This is a genomic window from Agrobacterium sp. ST15.16.024 (genome assembly GCF_027956545.1).
Taxonomy (GTDB): Bacteria; Pseudomonadota; Alphaproteobacteria; order Rhizobiales; family Rhizobiaceae; genus Agrobacterium; species Agrobacterium cucumeris.
Map to the genome: position 1 here is coordinate 59128 of NZ_JAQKGO010000006.1, position 17838 is coordinate 76965.

General features: G+C 59.0%; 16 protein-coding genes. 9 read left to right on the forward strand and 7 right to left on the reverse strand.

The window, feature by feature from the left end; genetic code table 11:
* Positions 1-108: 108 nt before the first annotated feature.
* Complete coding sequence (locus PL640_RS17990) at positions 109-2058, forward strand: ABC transporter ATP-binding protein/permease (RefSeq protein ID WP_271362901.1); 1950 nt, start codon at positions 109-111, stop codon at positions 2056-2058.
* A gap of 358 nt (positions 2059-2416) precedes the next feature.
* Positions 2417-3097, forward strand: a complete 681-nt coding sequence (locus tag PL640_RS17995) for a DUF2161 domain-containing phosphodiesterase (RefSeq protein WP_271362902.1) — start codon at positions 2417-2419, stop codon at positions 3095-3097.
* 198 nt (positions 3098-3295) lie between these two features.
* On the opposite strand, the gene PL640_RS18000 is transcribed toward PL640_RS17995, so the two are convergent.
* From PL640_RS18000 to PL640_RS18015, 4 genes are all read right to left on the reverse strand, one after another.
* Positions 3296-3814 carry a hypothetical protein gene (locus tag PL640_RS18000; RefSeq protein WP_371338333.1) on the reverse strand — a complete coding sequence of 173 codons (519 nt, stop codon included), beginning with the start codon at positions 3812-3814 and terminating at the stop codon, positions 3296-3298.
* 163 nt (positions 3815-3977) lie between these two features.
* Positions 3978-4928, reverse strand: coding sequence for an MYG1 family protein (locus PL640_RS18005; RefSeq protein WP_271362904.1), 951 nt, complete (start codon positions 4926-4928; stop codon positions 3978-3980).
* Between the two features lie 309 nt (positions 4929-5237).
* Positions 5238-6455 (reverse strand): glycerate kinase family protein, encoded by a 1218-nt coding sequence (locus PL640_RS18010; protein WP_271362905.1) that lies wholly within the window; start codon positions 6453-6455, stop codon positions 5238-5240.
* Between the two features lie 144 nt (positions 6456-6599).
* A complete protein-coding gene (locus tag PL640_RS18015) occupies positions 6600-8078 on the reverse strand; it encodes an SLC13 family permease (protein ID WP_271362906.1) in 1479 nt (492 codons plus the stop codon).
* 103 nt (positions 8079-8181) lie between these two features.
* On the opposite strand from PL640_RS18015, the gene PL640_RS18020 reads away from it, so the two are divergent.
* Positions 8182-8604 carry a hypothetical protein gene (locus PL640_RS18020; RefSeq protein ID WP_271362908.1) on the forward strand — a complete coding sequence of 141 codons (423 nt, stop codon included), beginning with the start codon at positions 8182-8184 and terminating at the stop codon, positions 8602-8604.
* A 100-nt stretch (positions 8605-8704) separates the two neighbouring features.
* On the opposite strand, the gene PL640_RS18025 is transcribed toward PL640_RS18020, so the two are convergent.
* Complete coding sequence (locus PL640_RS18025) at positions 8705-10120, reverse strand: S8 family serine peptidase (protein ID WP_271362909.1); 1416 nt, start codon at positions 10118-10120, stop codon at positions 8705-8707.
* Between the two features lie 113 nt (positions 10121-10233).
* On the opposite strand from PL640_RS18025, the gene PL640_RS18030 reads away from it, so the two are divergent.
* Both PL640_RS18030 and PL640_RS18035 read left to right on the forward strand, forming a co-directional pair.
* The gene (locus PL640_RS18030) at positions 10234-10776 is read left to right on the forward strand and encodes an RNA polymerase sigma factor (RefSeq protein ID WP_271362910.1); all 543 of its coding nucleotides are present in this window, start codon (positions 10234-10236) and stop codon (positions 10774-10776) included.
* A complete protein-coding gene (locus tag PL640_RS18035) occupies positions 10773-11525 on the forward strand; it encodes an anti-sigma factor family protein (protein WP_271362911.1) in 753 nt (250 codons plus the stop codon). Before PL640_RS18030 ends, PL640_RS18035 begins: the two co-directional genes overlap by 4 nt.
* Positions 11526-11674: 149 nt before the next feature.
* On the opposite strand, the gene PL640_RS18040 is transcribed toward PL640_RS18035, so the two are convergent.
* Positions 11675-12568: a LysR family transcriptional regulator gene (locus PL640_RS18040; RefSeq protein ID WP_271362912.1), complete on the reverse strand. Its 894-nt coding sequence runs from the start codon at positions 12566-12568 to the stop codon at positions 11675-11677.
* Between the two features lie 123 nt (positions 12569-12691).
* Between PL640_RS18040 and PL640_RS18045 the strand changes: the two genes are divergently transcribed.
* The 3 genes from PL640_RS18045 to PL640_RS18055 are packed head-to-tail and all read left to right on the forward strand — an operon-like array spanning position 12692 to position 15437.
* Positions 12692-13879: an MFS transporter gene (locus PL640_RS18045; protein ID WP_271362913.1), complete on the forward strand. Its 1188-nt coding sequence runs from the start codon at positions 12692-12694 to the stop codon at positions 13877-13879.
* On the forward strand, positions 13876-14337 hold the full coding sequence (locus PL640_RS18050) for a cyclophilin-like fold protein (RefSeq protein WP_271362914.1): 462 nt from the start codon (positions 13876-13878) through the stop codon (positions 14335-14337). Before PL640_RS18045 ends, PL640_RS18050 begins: the two co-directional genes overlap by 4 nt.
* A gap of 20 nt (positions 14338-14357) precedes the next feature.
* Positions 14358-15437, forward strand: coding sequence for an alpha/beta hydrolase (locus PL640_RS18055; RefSeq protein WP_271362915.1), 1080 nt, complete (start codon positions 14358-14360; stop codon positions 15435-15437).
* A 144-nt stretch (positions 15438-15581) separates the two neighbouring features.
* On the opposite strand, the gene PL640_RS18060 is transcribed toward PL640_RS18055, so the two are convergent.
* Positions 15582-16835: an MFS transporter gene (locus tag PL640_RS18060; protein WP_271362916.1), complete on the reverse strand. Its 1254-nt coding sequence runs from the start codon at positions 16833-16835 to the stop codon at positions 15582-15584.
* Between the two features lie 90 nt (positions 16836-16925).
* Between PL640_RS18060 and PL640_RS18065 the strand changes: the two genes are divergently transcribed.
* Entirely contained in the window at positions 16926-17777 is an 852-nt protein-coding gene (locus tag PL640_RS18065; protein WP_271362917.1) for a LysR family transcriptional regulator, read from the forward strand.
* Positions 17778-17838 lie beyond the last annotated feature (61 nt).

The following is a 17838-nucleotide window of genomic DNA, read 5'->3' on the forward strand; positions in this document are numbered from 1 at the left end:
GGTGCGGATTTTAGCGGGTACCGCTGAAGATATGTATCGGCGAAACCATTTGTCGCGACCCGCCACGCAGCCGTGAAACCTTTCAAACCGCCGTTCGTTTAAGCATCCATGACCGATGCTGACGCAAACCCGAAACCGGTCGATGGCACCGGCCAGAATGGTGCGAAAAACGCGCCCACGACCGATGATCGTGACATGAATGATCCACTCCCGCCCGAGGAAATAGAGCCCGCTTCCGGGTTGACGCCGGAGGAGGCCGAGCAGGCTCGAAAGAGATATCTGCTGAAGCGCTTCTGGATCAGCGCGCGCGGTTACTGGAGCCGCCGTGGTGATGGGCTGGCGTGGCCGTTCTCGCTCGGGCTGCTGGCGATGATCGGCATAAATGTCGGTTTCCAATATGGCATCAATATCTGGAATCGCGGGATTTTTGATGCGATTGAAAAGAGAGACGCATCTACCGTCTATTTTCTTGGATCCATCTTTCCGCCGCTGGTCCTCGGAAGCGTTCTGATCGTGACGTCCCAGGTCTATGTAAGAATGCTGATCCAGCGTCGCTGGCGTTCATGGCTGACGAAGCTGCTGGTGGCGCGATGGATCGCAAATGGCCGTTACTATCAGCTCAATCTGATCGACGGCGATCACCAAAATCCTGAGGCGAGGCTATCGGAAGATACACGGATCGCCACCGAGGCGCCGGTGGATTTTGTCGCAGGTGTCATCGCCGCGTTTGTGTCGGCTTCCACCTTTATCGTTGTCCTGTGGACGATTGGCGGGGCGTTGACGCTGTCGGTCGCAGAAGTGTGGATTACAATACCCGGCTTTCTCGTGGTCGCGGCAGTGATCTACGCCGTCATTACATCCAGTTCCATAGCGTTGATTGGCCGGAACTTCGTTCGAGTGTCCGAGGTCAAGAACCAGCTGGAGGCGGAATTCCGGTACACGCTGACGCGCGTCAGGGAAAATGGCGAGAGTATCGCCCTGCTTGGCGGCGAAGAGGAGGAACGGAGCGACCTCGACAAGAGGTTTGGCAATGTTCGACGGCAATGGCGGCTGATGGCGCAACAATATATGCGCACAACGATCGTGTCGCATGGGTCGATGCTGATTGCTCCCGTCGTGCCGGTTCTGCTTTGCGCGCCGAAGTTTCTCGACGGAAGCATGTCTCTTGGCGAAGTCATGCAATCCGCATCGGCATTCACCATCGTTCAATCCGCCTTTGGCTGGCTGGTCGATAACTATCCCCGGCTGGCCGACTGGAATGCATGCGCACGGCGCGTCGCATCTTTGATGATGTCGCTTGATGGTCTCGAGCGGGCCGAACAGAGCGACACCCTCGGACGGATCGTGCGCGGTGAGACAGAGGGCGAAACAATGCTCAGCCTCAAGGATGTTTCCGTTTCGCTGGGTGACGGTACCGCTGTTGTCAAAGAGACGGATGTCGAAATCGGGCCGGGAGAAAGGGTGCTGGTTGCGGGGGAATCCGGATCGGGCAAAAGCACGCTTGTCCGCGCAATCGCCGGCCTGTGGCCATGGGGCGGTGGCGACGTGAGCTTTCGCGCTGGCAGTCGGCTTTTCATGTTGCCGCAGCGCCCATACATTCCGTCGGGCACGCTGCGTCGAGCGGTTTGTTATCCGCAGGCGGCCGAGAGCTGGACCCTCGAAGAGATAGGAGCAGCCCTCGACAAGGTTGGCCTTGGTCACCTCAAGGACAAGGTGGAAGAAGAGGCGCCGTGGGACCAGACGCTGTCGGGTGGTGAAAAGCAAAGGCTGACCTTTGCGCGCCTTTTGCTGAACGATCCTGACATCATCGTCATGGACGAAGCAACCGCAGCCCTGGATGAAAAGAGCCAGGACAGGATGATGCAGATGGTGATCGATGAATTGCCCGATGCCACGATCGTCAGTGTGGCGCATCGTGCCGAACTAGAAGCTTTCCACAGCCGAAAGATAACGCTGGAACGTCGGGAGGGCGGCGCAAAACTGGTCAGCGATATCCACCTCGCTCCTCGCAAGGGCAGGTCCCGCTCCCTGCTTCGGCGCATGGTCAAACGCAGGTGAGCACCTTGTGCCTCCGGATGCCGCCTTTGTCGAGTGTGGCATCCGGCACCACTGACAATGTGCACTTCAGACATTTGAGTGCAAAGCAGGAGCGGGAGTGGCGTACGCGCTCGGAAGCTTGCGACGCAGAAACTGATGAAATAATGCATTCGCCAGTCGTCAGATAGGCTTCCAGCACCTCCGGAAGCGCCGCGATGGTGCCGCCGCAACGCCGCAACGAATGTAAATCCTTGGGAGAATTTATGGGCGGCGGTCGCCAGTGCTGACGATTTGTGACAGCGTCGGCGGCTATAAAGGTTGTCCTGGGCAGGTGGAACGATGTATTCGGGGCAGGATAATCATTTGACCCTGCAGGCACATGGAAACTTCGCTTTATCTGCCCGTCAAAGGCTTTCTTGAAAAGGCAGGTTACACTGTCAAAGGTGAGGTCGGCGGTTGCGACCTCGTCGGTTTGAGCGATGATGATCCGCCCGTTGTCGTGATCTGCGAGCTGAAGCTCAGCTTCAACCTGGAGCTCATCCTGCAGGCTGTCGATCGCGCAGCTATTGCAGATGAGATCTGGATCGCGGCCCGAATTTCAGCCAAGGGCAAGGGCCGGGAGGCGGACAAGCGCTATCGCGATCTTTGCCGCAGGCTCGGGATCGGCATGCTCGGGATTTCTGATAGCGGTGATGTCAGTGTTGTCGTCGGTTCCGTATCACCGATGCCGCGAACCAATCCGAAGCGGCGTTCGCGGCTTATGCGTGAACACCAGAGGCGACGCGGAGATCCGGCAGTCGGCGGAAGCACCCGGGCACCGATCATGACGGCTTACCGCCAGCAGGCGCTTGGCTGCGCTTTGGCGCTGGCATCGGGGCCGCTGCGTGTGCGCCAGGTCAGGTCCAGCATACCGGATGCCGGAAAAATTTTGCTTTCGAATGTCTATGGCTGGTTTGAACGGCTCGATCGGGGAGTTTATGACCTGACTGACGCCGGGCGGGAAGCGCTGCAGCGGTGGCCGCAGCAGGACATGCCCGCGACAGCCGCCATTCCAGACTGATTTTATTCAGTGACAGACCCTGAGCTGAGACGTCGATGGCCATCTGCAAGAGATATGGCGCAGCCATCACAATGGAACAGCCGCTTAAGCGGAGGCCTGAAACGGCATCGACGTCGGCTGCCTGACGGATTTACGGCTCATTCTCTGCCATGATCGCCAGAAGCAAGGCGGTGGCATTGGCAGCTCGCGCGCTGATATTCAGCCCGGGGCGAATTCGCAAGCCAACAGGGTTTTACCGCCAAGAGCGTCACCTTCCCGTGCGACAATGGAGACTTTTCCGGGGCCTGCCAGACCTTCCGGGGGCTGCAGGTCCTGCGAAAGTTCCCGCGCATAGCCTTTGCTGGACGTGCCCATCAGGTCGGAAGTTTCCGGCTTCAAATCATACTTCGCTGCCAGATCGTCGGCACGCTGGCCCTTGATCAAAACGCCGACCGCGCCATTGGCGAAGAACACTTCATCAGTTTCAAATCCATCACGGCCGATCTGAAACGGAAGCGTGTAGATTGCCGCGCCCAGTGACGATGTGTCGGGTTTTGCAAGCTTTTCCGCCGCATCGTAAATCTCGGTCGCAGATGTCATTGAGTAAGGCGGATTGCACAGCGCCGCGTCATAAAATGTGGGATCGGTTTCGGCCGCTACAGCGCTTCCGACTTGAAGCATGGCGAAGGCGACGCACATTACGGCCGTGCCGTGACGAAGGTGTGTGAAAGCGAGCATGGGCGATCCTTGAAATTTGCCTGTCGTCTATTAGCGGAGATGCGTCAGGTATCGCTTTTGCTTGGAGCACCAAAGTCCACGCCTGTCGATATCCTATGGAGCCTTTTCACAAAAACAGCCGGCTGGCGCGCAAACAACGCAGCAGCAGGGACAGGCTGTTATGTCACGGCTTTATCGCTGTCGTCTCCTTGCCAAGGGAGAGAGCCTCTTTCACCGCCAGCTCCGCCATGGCCAGCGCAGCATCGCGGGTTTTGGCCGCTGCGACAAACCGGCCGTTGTGACAGAAGCTCGCGCCCTCGACGCCAGACACCGCTTCCAGATCCTTGTCCGTCAGACCGGCCCAGGCGGCTGGCAGATCCGCCCGTAGATCAAAGCCCTCATCGGCGCGACGGATACCGGTCAGGCACCAATCGTTGTTGCGGGGGTGAACGACAAACAGCAGATGGTCGGCGCCCGACTTCACGATGGCGGGCCGAAACGGCATTCCCACCGGCAGTTCCAGAATATGCCCTTCGCCGGCATCCACGATGGCCCGGTTCACAAGCGCCTCAGCCCGCAATTTTGCAGCGCTGTTGGCAATCTTCGCCTCGATGAAGCTGCGGGCAATGGCGAGCGCCGCATGGAAACCGCGATTGTCCGCGTCCGGATCTGTCTCGTCAAAAACAGGTTTCAGGGTTTCCAGCAAAACAGGCAGCGTTAGCCCAGCAAGTGGCCCGGCGACGGAAGGGCTGAGCGCGCCATTGTCGACCAGATCGACCGGCAGCACAAAACTGGTATCGAATGCGGCATGGACGGTTTCGATATGATCTTCCGGGACGCCCGAGGCGGCAAGATAGTCCCGGCCGAAGTGCTTCCAGATCAGGCCGAACGAGCTATAGGGTTGGCCGTCGTCCCGCAACGGCGCGCCGCGCTGGTGGTGGTCGAAGATTCTGCCCGCTGGGTCGTAAGCGCCACCAACGTCGTAGATGATGCGGTCCGCGCCGGGTGTGATCCATTCGGCTGCCCTGCTGCGAACGAGGCGGGCCTGGGGAAAAAGCCGGGTCAACACGACGCTGGACAGAAGTTCATCAGCATGGAAGCCACCGGAATGGGTGACGAGGAAGTCCGGGATCATGTCAGGATACGCCTTGTTGCTTGCGGAAGGCCCGCTTTGGGGCTGGGCATCTGATACCCTGTGCCGGACGTCATCTCAACCCGCCATTCGCCGCGGAGACCAAAAGCAATGATATGCCGTACGTTCTCAGATAGGTGTGGCCTTCCTGCGCGAGTTACGGCGTCAATAGCACGCGAAAGCGCCAGAAAAAACGTCGTGATGTCTCCCCCCGTGGGCGCTGCCGCGTATTCCTCAATACGCATGGCAGCGCCGGTTTAGACGAAATATCGGGAGAGGTTTCGTGCTCAAGGGCGAGCGCCGGCGAGTGCCTCAGGCGTACCGGGAACCGGGCATGCCGGTTCCAATTGAGGACGGAGCGCGAACTCGTCCCGTTATTCGCAAGGTTGTCCCGATCATGATCATCCGGACGGCATCCTCTGCCGCGCGGGCCAGAAGCTTCGGTGCCGATGATATCGCATCTTCCAGGGAGCACGGTCGGGTCAATATCGAGGCGAAGGCATCAATACCGTATTCGAGATTAAGCCTTACGCCCTTGCCGATGGTACCAGCAAGGGCAACCACGGGAACGCCGGCCTCCTTGGCCCTGCGGGCAATTTCGGCTGGAACCTTGCCGAACGGGGTCTGGCCGTCGAGGCTTCCTTCGGCAGTGATCACCAGATCGGCTTTACGCAGATAATCATCAATATCGAGATATTGCATGACAATGTCGTAGCGGGGATGAAGCTTGCCGCAGAGCAGGCCCAGCACTGCCGCTCCCAGTCCGCCCGATGCGCCAGCACCTGGTGCTGAGCCGACATCAAGACCGGTGGCATCTTCGATGCGTGCCGCGTAGATGTCCATCGCCGCAGCGAGCTCTTCCACCTGTTGCGGCGTCGCGCCTTTCTGCGGCCCGAAAACGCGGGCGACACCCCGCTCCCCGAGAAGCTGGTTGTGCCAGTTCACGGCGGCATCAATCCGCACCCCGGACAGGCGCGGATCCCGGTTGCCGAGATCGATGCGGTTTAGCTTCGCCAAGGCTGCACCGCCACGGTCGAGGTCGCGGCCGGCTGCGTCGAGCAGTCGAACGCCCAGCGCCTGCGCCATGCCGGCACCTCCATCATTGATGCCGCTATCGCCGCAGCCGAGCAATATCCGTTTTGCACCACCGTCGAGTGCCGCGCGCACGAGTTCGCCGACACCATAGCTGGTGGTGAGGCAGGGATTGCGACGATCACGCGGAACAAGGCTGAGCCCGGCTGCCGCGGCCATTTCGATGACCGCCGTCGGCTCGGGGCATCCACCGAGAAATCCGATAAATGCGGAGACGGGTTGTCCAAGCGGGCCGGTCACCGTCACCGGGTAGATCGTGCCATTGGTGGCGCCGATCAATGCCCGGGTAAAGCCTTCGCCGCCGTCGGCCATGGGTGCCTTGACGACCTCCGAGCCGGGAAATGCACGCAGAACACCTTTTTCAATGCAATCGGCGGCCTGCTCGGCTGAGAGACTTTCCTTGAAGCCCGAGGGGGCAACAACAACGCGGAAGGGCATGGGAGGATCCTTTCATGACAAGTATGTGACATTGGGGAAACGTGCCGGATCAGCGCTTATTCCAGCGATTAAAAAATTTAGTCGGATAAATAAAAAAAAGGCCGCATGTCGGGGCCTTTAAGTCATTGCAGTTAATTGTTTATGTTAGATTTTTTGCGAAAGACCCTGCATCGGCCAAACAAATATTGCCGACAGAATGAGCAGAAATATGAAGGGCGGCACGAGGAAATAACCAAGCTTGCGCAGGTCGGCCTGAGTGAAGGCTGCGGGTTCCATTCCACCGAACAGGACGACCGGTTTTGCCGATACCATCGTCATCTGGCAAAAGCCGCTTGCCAGTGTCACCACCATCACCAGCACGGCCGGATCCACGCCAAGGCCAGACAGGGGTAGCGCAAAGGCGGGAACGAGAACCGTGACCCGTGCCGTGCGCGATGTGATCACCAGATGGGAAAAAGTGGCGACAATCACCGCAAATGAGATGACGATGACCGGTGCGGTGATCAGGCTCTGGCGGAACACAGCCACCAGCCGATCGGCCAGCATCTGTGCCGTGCCGGTCTCGATCAGCGCTTCGCCGATGACCAGCGTGCCGGCCATGAAAAGAAGCAGGTTCCACTCGACGGTTTTCAAGGCTGCCTTCAACGTCATGCCGGAGACATTCGGCATGCAGAGGACAAGAGCTACCACCATGCCGATCAGCGCCATTCCGACACCGTGAATGGACTGGGTTGAAAACATCAGGACGGTGCAGAAGACCACACCCGCAACGATGATCTGCTCTCTGGAAAAGGGCGCGCTGCGCGTCAGCCCCGATTTGCTCTCCGGGGCCATGTCGCGTTCCTCTCTGGTGAGAAACACACGCAACAGGATGGCGCAGGCGATCAGGCAGGTAACGAGCGAAAACGGTCCGGCCAGCACCAGCCAGCCGATGAAATCCGGTTGCGTCCCGGTGAGGCGGGACAGGAACCCGCCAGCGACCAGATGCGCTCCGGCGCCGATCAGCGATGCGCCGGCGGAAAGCAGAATGATCGTGGGAAAGAGGAGCCCGAGGGCACGGGAAATGCGGCTATTGTCGATTGCGCCTGACAATCCGAGATATACCGGCATGAGAATGGCGGCCCGGGCCGAGGTGGAAGGAATGATAAAGGCGGTCGCGAAGGTCAGAAATGTCAGCATCCAGAACATGGAGCTTATGCTGCGCATTCTGGGCATCAGTCGTGCCGTTACCTGCTCGATAAGACCTACATGCCGCAATACACCGGCAATCACGAAGGCCGACAGAAGAAGCCAGATGATGTCATTGCCCAGCGACTGGTAAAACAGATTTTCCGGTATCGCGCCGACGACGGCAAGCGCGATAGCCCCGGTCAGGGCAACCGGCGTTTCAGGCAGTTCAAGGACCGTCCAGGCGATGATGGCCGACAAAAAGATGAAGAGTGTCGCCCGCATCGGCATTGTCAGGTCGTCGATTGCCAGAAAGATCAACACGGCGGCGAATACAGTCAGCAGCATCGCCACAATCTGTTTAAGGCGCCGCACGGAAATCGTAGCCTCGGTCATGGTGGTTGTCGGCAGGTCTTTCTTCAGATTTGCCGTGGGCAAGGACATGAGATGCGCCACCAGTGGCCTCCTTTGCATCGCGCCGTCATCAGAAGGCAGTTTCGGATCGGGAGAGCCGCCCGCGCGGCACAAATTTCCAACTGTGTCCTGTTATGAACGTTCGATGACGATGAATATTCCCGACGGAGGCAAGTTTTTGAGGGTAGGCGGTGGCCTCAGGAAATTGTCTTTGCGCGGAATAAAGTCGCGTCCGCCGCGTTCCTCGTCAGGTACCGACATTGCAGGTACCGACATGAAACACGAAAGGAGAAACGTCATGAGGCAGATTTTTGCCGCAAGCGCCGTGGCGCTGTTTGCCACGGTAACCTTCACGGCTGCAGCATCTCCGGCATATGCCACGCCAATACAGCCGCAGCTACCGCTTCTTGCGCATTCTCACATCGTTTTGGTGGATGATGGCGACGACGACGATGATGATGACCGTCGCTTCAACCGCCACTATCGTTATGAAAACGATGGATGGCGGGGGTTCCGCGGCAGCTCCCGCGATAACGACGACGACGATGATGATGACGATGACGATTGATATCGTCCATCAAGATCTGACGTTTATGCCCGGCCTCGTGCCGGGCATTTTCATTAAAGCTGCTGCATGGATAACGCAAAATAAAGTGAGGCCGGCAGGCTCAACTCTGGCACAAGGTTCGTGCGTTCAGCAGGCCCCAACCGAAAATCGTGTCCTTGCCCGGTGCGCCCATGTCGCTTGCCGACTGCGCCAAGACATTTGCAACGTCGTTCGGCCGCATGTCCGGGTTTGCGCCCAGCAGCAGCGAGGCCGCAGCCGTGACAAAGGGCGCAGCGAAAGACGTGCCGCTCTTCTGCTTGCCGCCGGAAATGGAGGCGGCCGTCCACACGCCGACGCCAGGCGCTGCGATGTCGATATGCTCGCCGCGAACGGCGCGCCGATAGGGCTTCATGCTTCTGTCCACGGCCGTCACCGCGATAACATCCGCATAGGCGGCGGGGTAAACCGGCTTGGCGTTCGGACCTTCATTGCCGGCTGCGGCGACCACTATCGTGTCCCTCTCGATCGTCGCGCGCACCGCCTTTTCAAGCAGCGTGTTTGCGGGCCCGCTCAGGCTGAGGTTGATGATCCGGATTTTTCTGGCGGCGAGTACGTCAAGCGCTTTGATGAGATCGTATGTTTCGGCAATATCTGCCGTCTTGCGATAGCGCTGGAAGGCATCTATCGCCACGAGGTGGCCGGCGGGGAGGAGGCCGGGCGCACGGCTGCCCGCGGCTCCGACCAGAAGGGCGGCGACTGCGGTTCCATGCTGTTCACCCGATGGCGCTTCCGCACCATTACCAAGCTGAACGACCTCAATTGCCGCGTCAGCGAGTGATGCGTGTCCGGCATTTATGGCGGTGTCGATAAGGCCGATCGGCAACGGCGCGGCGCAGCTTGCCGGTCGTTTCTGACCACCATCGAGAGGCCAGCCGACCATATGCCTTACCAGCCTGCAGCCATCACCAGAACAGGAAGAAGCGTCCTGCTGTTCCGGCTGATAGAAATGGTTGAAATCCACGGATGCCGAGGGAGCTGTCGCGATGACCGCCTGTCGCGCGTTATCCAGTGTCATGCCTCGTGGTATCGTCAGCTTGACCAGTTCGCTGCCGGTAAGCGCTATGGTCGTTCGTTCGTCAACGACAAATCCTTCCTGCGTCAGGTTTGCAATCGCTGGATCGTCGAGGCCGAGCGTCAGGATTTTGTCGGCTGCGCGTTCCGGAATGGCGACAGTCCTTCGCTGCGGCGGCCTTCGCTCCGTTCGCTGGAATGGCCAGCTAAAAAGCGAACGCAGATCGCCGCGGGGACGCCGGTCGTCGCTGCCGCGGTCTCCCCCTCCGGAAGAGCCGCCATATCCGCTACCGCCACCATCATCGTCATCGTCATCGCTGCCGCCATCGTCATCATCGTCTGCCAGCGCTGCGGAAATATCGGGAGCAATGCCCGCCGATTGCAGCAGCGGCAAGGCGACCAGCGAAAAAGCGGCGATGAGGACAATGATAAAAAAACGGAAACGAAGCGGTGCAGTCTTCGACAAATGGTTGTCTCCGGTAGAAATTACACTCGAAACATTCCGAACATATGTGGGAATGTTACCTCAGGTAGACGTTTGGCTCGACAGATTATTCCGTTCCGTGCCAAACAAATCGCATGACGAATGAAACGCCCACAGTGCCGCAGCGGCTGGTCGAGTTCCTGCCGAACCTGCGTCGATTTGCGATTTCGCTCTGCCATTCACGCGAATTGGCCGACGATCTGGTGCAGGCCGCCTGCGAGCGGGCAATCGTTGCTGCCGACAGTTTTGCGCCCGATACCCGGTTCGATGCCTGGATGTTTCGTATCCTGCGCAACCTCTGGATCGATCATCTGCGCCGTGCCCGGACCGCTGGTCCGCAGGAGGAAATCGAGAAAGCGCATGATGTGTCGGTGCCTTCGGGAGAAGCCGCGACACATGCCCGTATGGAACTGATGGAGGTGGTGGCGGCCCTGCAGAAACTGCCGGAGGAGCAGCGCGAAGTGCTGGTTCTCGTCTGCGTCGAAGAGCTCAGTTACCGCGATACGGCCGATGTTCTCTCCATTCCCATCGGCACGGTCATGAGCCGGCTGGCGCGGGCCCGCAAACATCTGGCGGAACTGACGGGAATAAGTCTGGGCGAGAAACGTTCGTCAGATACGAAAGGCGGCGTTGCATGACCAAGGAACATTTTGACGACGAGACATTGATGGCATTTGCCGATGGCGAACTTGACGAGGCGACCAGCCTTCGTCTTGAAACCGCGCTTGAAATAGATGATGCGCTTGCCGAACGCCTTGCCGTTTTCCTCGACACGCGGACGGCGCTAGCCTCGGCGATCAAACCCTTGATCGATGAACCGGTGCCGGATGCGCTTGCTGCATCGGTCCGTCGCATGGTTGAAGATGCTGAAGCGAACAATGCCGATATAGAAGGCGCCAAGGTCATCGCTTTCCGCGGACGGGAAAAGCCGGAAATATCCCGCCTCAGGCAGCGCTGGTTGATGCCGGTTGCGGCCTCCGTCCTCGCCATTATTACCGGTCTCGGCGGTTTTGTCGCCGGGCGTAGCGGCCTTGAAACAGGCGCATCGGTCAATGATGTATTGTCTGCTGCGCTGGACCATCAACCGTCCGGCGGCGATATCACAGTCGGTCAATCCGAAGTGCTGCGCATCGTCTCAAGTTTTGTCGATGGCCGCGGCACATTCTGCCGCGAATACGAATTGAAACGACAGGAAGAAAACACCCTGGCCGTTGCCTGCCGCTCGGATGGCGCATGGGTGACACGTCTCGCCCTGTCTTCACCCAGGGCTGACGGTTATGTTCCGGCGTCTTCACAGGAGACAATCGACACCTATCTGACGTCTATCGAAGCCGGCGGTCCACTTTCCGCAACGGAGGAGCAACGGCTGCTTTCGAAGGCCGAATGAGGTGTTGATACGTCAAGGCTCGGGCCGCTTAAGCCATTCGGCACAGCCGGACGATACAAAGCCTGCCGGATTTGGCTTATTTTCCACCGCACTTTTTCGGGGGTGACGATCTGCCGTCTTTGTTGAAGTTCCCGATCGAAATCAGGTCGTCAGGCGGGATGGCGCAGCGCTTCGATGATCACCCTCATCGCCGGAGACATCTGGCGCCTGCTGGCGTAATAGAGGTGATAGCCGGTGAAAGGCTCACTCCAGTTATCCAGAGCCGCCTGCAATCTACCGTCGGCGATGTGCTCCTCGACGATATCTTCCGGAACGTAGGCGATACCGTAACCCTTCACGGCCGCATCTACCTGAGAGATCGAGGAGTTGAAGCTTAGCTGTCCCTCGACCCTGACCCGCAGCTCGCGTCCATTTTTTTCAAACTCCCAGGCGTAAAATCCTCCCCAGGTGGCCTGACGTGTATTGATGCAGATATGGTCCACCAGATCCTGTGGCGTGAGCGGAATGCCGTGCCTGGAGAAATAGTCTGGCGAAGCCACGGCCCTGAGACGCCAGTCCGGGCCGATCCGTACCGCGATCATATCCTTGTCAACGCTTTCTCCCAGGCGCACGCCGGCGTCGAAACGTTCCTCGACGATGTTGCGCATCCCGTTATCGCTATAAAGCTCAACATGGATGTCGGGATAGTCCGATAACACACGGCTCAATTTCGGCCAGACAATCGTCTGCAAAGCGTGGTCGGATAATGTGAGGCGCACGGTGCCAGAAGGCTTTTCCCGAAAGGCAACGAGGTCCGCCAGGTCCGCATCGATGCCTTCAAACCGCGGAGCAAGCGACAGGAACAAACGCTCGCCGGCTTCTGTCGTCGCAACGCTGCGGGTGGTCCGCGTCAGCAGACGCACGCCCAATCGGGCTTCCAGCTGCTTGATCGTATAGCTCAATGTCGACTGCGACGTTCCAAGTGTCGCCGCAGCTTTTGTGAAGCTGCGTTCCTTTGCCACCTCCATGAACCAGAGCAGGTCCTTCATGTCCTCGCGCTGCATCAAAGCCTCTGATTGATATTGAGTTTCGATAAGTCCATGCGAATTAGCACGGATTGTTCGCAAAGTCCCTCGGCAATATCTTTCCGTCGATACAGGAAATCGGAATTTGACGGGACGGTGCAAGTGACACTCACCTATAATGAGACCATAGACGGCAAAGGCGCGGCGTGGAGCGCCGTCTTCTGCATGACACTGTGCGCTTTCGTATTGATCGCCTCTGAATTCATGCCCGTGAGCCTGCTGACGCCAATTGCCGCCGATCTCGGCGTTTCGGAGGGAAATACGGGGCAGGCGATTTCCGTTTCCGGGATATTTGCAGTTGTCACCAGTCTGTTTATTGCCAGTCTCACGCGACGGCTTGACCGGCGTATCGTCGTCCTCGGCCTTACGGCCCTGCCGATGGTATCGGGCGTGGTCGTGACCTTTGCGCCGTCGTTCCCCATTTTAATGCTCGGTCGCGCATTGCTCGGAATTTCCATTGGCGGCTTCTGGTCGATGTCGACCGCGATCGTGATGCGTCTCGTCTCCCGCGATCAGGTTCCGAAGGCGCTTGCCCTGCTGAATGCCGGCAACGCCGTTGCAGCAACGGTTTCTGCTCCGCTCGGAAGCTTGCTGGGTGTATATATTGGCTGGCGAGGTGCCTTCTTTCTGGTCGTCCCCATCGGATTGCTGGCGCTGCTGTGGCACTGGATCACCCTGCCTGCACTTCCACCGCAGCGCGAGCGTCCATCCGCAAATGTTTTCCGGTTGCTTGCACGCCCGTCTGTCGCGGCAGGCATGACCGCGATCTTCCTGCTGTTCATGGGGCAGTTCGCGCTTTTCACCTACCTGCGGCCATTTCTTGAAAAGGTGACACAGGTGGGAATTGAAACGCTGTCGTTTCTTCTTTTGATCATGGGGTTGGCGGGGGCGGGCGGAACATGGGTGATTGGAAGGCTGCTGCACAAACGCCTGTTCAGCATTCTCGTACTCATCCCCCTGTTGATGGCCGGTATCGCTCTCGTCATGGTCGCCTTTGGCGGTGTGAAAATTCCGGTCATCGCTGCACTTGTCGGCTGGGGCTTGCTTGGAACTGCGGCGCCTGTGGGCTGGGGCACGTGGCTCAGCCGCATTCTTCCCGATGACGCAGAGGCAGGCGGCGGACTGCAGGTCGCCGTCATCCAACTGGCCATCACGGCCGGCGCCTCGCTGGGTGGAATTTTATTCGACACTTTCGGCTGGTGGTCCGCCTTCATGATGAGCGCGTTGTTGCTCTGCGGCTCATCGCTTGCCTCTTTCGCCGCCTGGCGCGTGACACGAAAACCGGCATGAGCATTCGTCCTGCCCAATCGGCCCGACGCGCACTGCTGGTCATGCTTGGCGCATTTTTCCTGCCCGGTCGGGCCTTCAGCAACGACGTCACCAACAGACAGGAGCGGACTGACGTGAGGATCAAGCTGACCTTTGCAGAAAACACGATGATAGCGACGCTCTACGAGAATCCATCGGCACGCGATTTCGTATCCATGCTTCCGCTGGACCTCAAGATCACGGACTTCAGCTCCAACGAGAAGATCGCTTATCTCCCGCGAAAACTCACCATCGAAGGCCATGGGCCATTCGACAACGAGCAACCATACGACCTCTGTTATTACATGCCCTGGGGCAATCTGGCGATGTTTTACGCCGACTACAGGCATCCCGGTCTGATCCGGTTGGGACGCTTCGAACAAGGCTATGAAGCGCTGCATCTCCCCGGGGAATTTCCGCTGCGTATCGAACGCATTTAATCCACCACAGGAGACCTCCCATGACCAACGAAATTGAAACGACCGAGACTTTCAATGCCGGCAGACGCAACCTGATGAAGGCCACGGGCATCGCCGTTGCCGCGATCGGCATGGTGCAGGCTGCGGGCACAACACCGGCCTTTGCCCAAAACGCTGCCTGGGACAAGGTGTTTCCGAAGAGCGACAATGTCGACCATCAGAAGGTCTCGTTCAAAAACCGTTATGGCATCACATTGGTGGGTGACCTCTACCTGCCGAAGAACCGTGGAAGCCAGCCATTGGCGGCTCTCGTCATCAGCGGTCCGTTCGGTGCCGTGAAGGAACAGTCCTCGGGACTTTACGCGCAGACCATGGCGGAGCGCGGGTTTGCCACGCTGGCGTTTGATCCGTCCTATACCGGAGAAAGCGGTGGCGAGCCCCGCAATGTTGCCTCGCCGGATATCAATACCGAGGACTTCAGTGCGGCGGTGGACTATATCGGCCTGCAATCCTATGTCGATCGCGAGCGTATCGGCGTCATCGGCATTTGCGGCTGGGGTGGCATGGCATTGAACGCCGTTGCCGCGGACAAGCGTGTGAAGGCAGTCGTGGCCAGCACCATGTACGACATGACACGCGTCATGTCGAAAGGCTACAATGACAGCGTCACCCTTGAACAACGCACACAGGCACTGGAGCAGATGAGCCGGCAACGCTGGGTGGATGCCGAGAAGGGAACGCCAGCCTATCAGCCGCGCTACAATGAATTGAAGGGCGGCGAGGCGCAGTTCCTGGTCGATTACCACGACTATTACATGACGCCGCGTGGCTATCATGCGCGTGCCGTCAACTCCGGCAATTCCTGGACGCAGACGACGCCGCTATCCTTCATGAACATGCCGATCCTGACCTATATCGCCGAGATATCTCCGCGTCCGGTCATGATTATCCATGGCGAGAAGGCGCATTCCCGCTATTTCAGCGAAACCGCCTTCGCCGCAGCGGCGGAACCGAAGGAACTCGTGATCATTCCGGGCGCCAGTCACGTCGATCTCTACGACCGTGCCGACAAGATCCCGTTTGACAGGATCGCGGGCTTCTTCAACCAACATCTCGCTTAGGTAAGAGCGGCACTGCAGGAACGACTGAAATACCAAGGCCGACGCGCTTGCGCGCGTCGGCTGTTTTGAAGGTCTTTTCTTAAGGCGCATTCCCCGTCAAAACAGCCAGCGACGTTTTTTGAGTGACGTTCTGGTTCAGCTTGTTCACGATGAGCCGATCTGAGAGATCGAGGGGCGTAGCGAGATTGCCAGGGGCAGCGCCGTCACAACCACCGGTAAGATCAGTACAGCCCATGCTGCCCCATAGCCAAAACCGTCGACCAAAAGCCCGAATATGTATGGGCCAATTGCCATGACAGCCAGACAGATCGTGGACGCGAAGGCGATTGTCGATGCTATCGAACCTTTCGGGGCGCTCTCGGCGATCTGCAGAAGATAAAGCGGAAACCAGCCTATCCCGAATATCCCCAATATGACGAGCACCAGGAGGATCACCAGCGGCGGAGTGCCGACGGGAAGAAGTGCCAGGATTGTGGCCGCGCCAGCGGCAATGATGGATACGAGGCCAAAGGATTGGCCACGAAGACCGGGCCGGAAACGATCGCTGAGCCATGGCAGCAGAATACGGCCGGGAATGCCCGCAAGCTGTGTGGCGGCAAACATCGAAGAAGCGACAAAGAGGCCGAGGCCCAATCCATCCGCCATGAAGCCGATGGCGTGTGCGGTCAGGGTGAATTGAAACGCGGACATGGCGATGCCAAGCCGCAAGACGGGCCAAAAGCTGCGATCCTGTCCGACGATGCGGGCGAGTTTTGCCAAAGGCAGTGGACGCTCGGTTTTGGCGGCCAAATCGCCCCCCTCACGATACAGCCCCCAGAAGAGCGCCGCGCCGGCGATGGAAATACCGGCGCAAAGCCATGCCGCGGCATGCCATCCATAACGGACCGCCATGAACGGCAGGAGAGCGGCTGCAATCATTGTTCCGAAGGGAACGGCGGCCTGTCTGAACCCTGTGGCTATGCCGCGTTTGGCAGGCGGGAACCAGCGCATGATCGCCCGCGTGCCGCCCGGTTGGACGGCCGCATAGGTGCCGCCAAGAAACGCGATGCAAACAAGCAGCGCGGGCAGGCTGTCTGCGAATGCCGCAGCGCAGGCCATGGCGATAGCCATGCCGAGCATGGCAATGCCGACGATGCGACGTTCACCGTGAATATCAATGGCGCGGCCGAGCATGAACATTGTCGCGATCTGCACACCGTTCATGACGGTCACAGCAAGCGAGGCAGATGCGAGGGAGACCCCGAATGCTTCCCGCCAGAAGGGCACGAGAATGTAAATTCCCTGCGATACGAATGAACCTGCGGTTTGCGTTCCGACCGCCACGGCAAGGACTGCCCAGATCCGGGGATCGGTCGCGGATGTGGGCGGGGGCGAGGACAAAGAAATCTGTGACGACACGAAAGGCTCCTATCAGGGTTTTCGTGCAGTAACCTTTCTGTTCAGCCGACAGAATTAGGAGCTTGCAAGTTTCAGCGATAACAGCTTGTTATGCAAGCCATGCGCTCATTGGATCCTGAAGCCGTCGAGGCTTTTCTTCTCGTTGCCGAATTGCAGTCGTTCACGCGGGTTGCAGGCGTGATGAATACGACGCAGGCGGCCATATCCCTGCGCTTGCGCCGGCTGGAAGACCTGCTGGGGCATCGCCTCGTTGAACGGACGCCACGCCGGGTGCGGTTGACGGCTGCAGGCGAACGCTTTCTGGAGCCGGCACGCGCCTATGTCGCTGCCGGTCGTCGTGCGCTTGATGTCTTTGGGCAGGAGCCAACGCGTCTGGCGATCGGCGTTACCCATCATCTGATCGGGGCCGACCTGCCTCGGATACTTCGGGTGGTCAGCGAGCGCGAGACGAGCGTGACGCTTCATCTTCGGACGGCCGGCACACGAACCCTGCTTGACCTCTATGACGCCGGAGAACTCGACGCGATTGTCGTGCTGCGGCACGATGATATCCGCCGGGATGGCGAGCTTCTGTTTCAGGAGAGCTTTGGCTGGTATTGCAGCGCGGATTTTGATCTGCCTTCAAACGCCCCGCTGCCGCTGGTACTTCAACCCGAACCCTGCAATTTGCGCACCATGGCCCTTCGGCCGCTGGAGGCGGCGGATATCCCCTGGCGCGAAGTGTTTGTCGGCACCGGTGCCACGGCGGTCGGAGCCGCGGCCGAAGCGGGGATTGGCATAGCACTTCTGGCGCAAAGTGCAGCCCCCGCCGGTGTGCGGCAGGTCAGGAGCCGAGTGTTGCCGGAACTTCCGAAACTGGATGTCGTGATGATTTCGACGGTTACCGGCGACAGTGCGAATGCCGTGCTTCGACGCATCACCGGGGCATTTCGATCATCCTGATCTGGCGTGGGGTTGGCCGTAAGCGCGAAAAAAACGCCCACTTGAGTTCCGGCCATGCAGG

Excerpts from the sequence above, each read along its gene's own strand:
- PL640_RS17990 (WP_271362901.1), top strand. The coding sequence starts at position 109 with ATGACCGATGCTGACGCAAACCCGAAACCGGTCGATGGCACCGGCCAG.
- PL640_RS17995 (WP_271362902.1), top strand. The coding sequence starts at position 2,417 with ATGGAAACTTCGCTTTATCTGCCCGTCAAAGGCTTTCTTGAAAAGGCA.
- PL640_RS18000 (WP_371338333.1), bottom strand. The coding sequence starts at position 3,814 with ATGCTCGCTTTCACACACCTTCGTCACGGCACGGCCGTAATGTGCGTC.
- PL640_RS18005 (WP_271362904.1), bottom strand. The coding sequence starts at position 4,928 with ATGATCCCGGACTTCCTCGTCACCCATTCCGGTGGCTTCCATGCTGAT.
- PL640_RS18010 (WP_271362905.1), bottom strand. The coding sequence starts at position 6,455 with ATGCCCTTCCGCGTTGTTGTTGCCCCCTCGGGCTTCAAGGAAAGTCTC.
- PL640_RS18020 (WP_271362908.1), top strand. The coding sequence starts at position 8,182 with ATGACGATGAATATTCCCGACGGAGGCAAGTTTTTGAGGGTAGGCGGT.
- PL640_RS18030 (WP_271362910.1), top strand. The coding sequence starts at position 10,234 with ATGACGAATGAAACGCCCACAGTGCCGCAGCGGCTGGTCGAGTTCCTG.
- PL640_RS18035 (WP_271362911.1), top strand. The coding sequence starts at position 10,773 with ATGACCAAGGAACATTTTGACGACGAGACATTGATGGCATTTGCCGAT.
- PL640_RS18040 (WP_271362912.1), bottom strand. The coding sequence starts at position 12,568 with ATGCAGCGCGAGGACATGAAGGACCTGCTCTGGTTCATGGAGGTGGCA.
- PL640_RS18050 (WP_271362914.1), top strand. The coding sequence starts at position 13,876 with ATGAGCATTCGTCCTGCCCAATCGGCCCGACGCGCACTGCTGGTCATG.
- PL640_RS18055 (WP_271362915.1), top strand. The coding sequence starts at position 14,358 with ATGACCAACGAAATTGAAACGACCGAGACTTTCAATGCCGGCAGACGC.
- PL640_RS18065 (WP_271362917.1), top strand. The coding sequence starts at position 16,926 with ATGCAAGCCATGCGCTCATTGGATCCTGAAGCCGTCGAGGCTTTTCTT.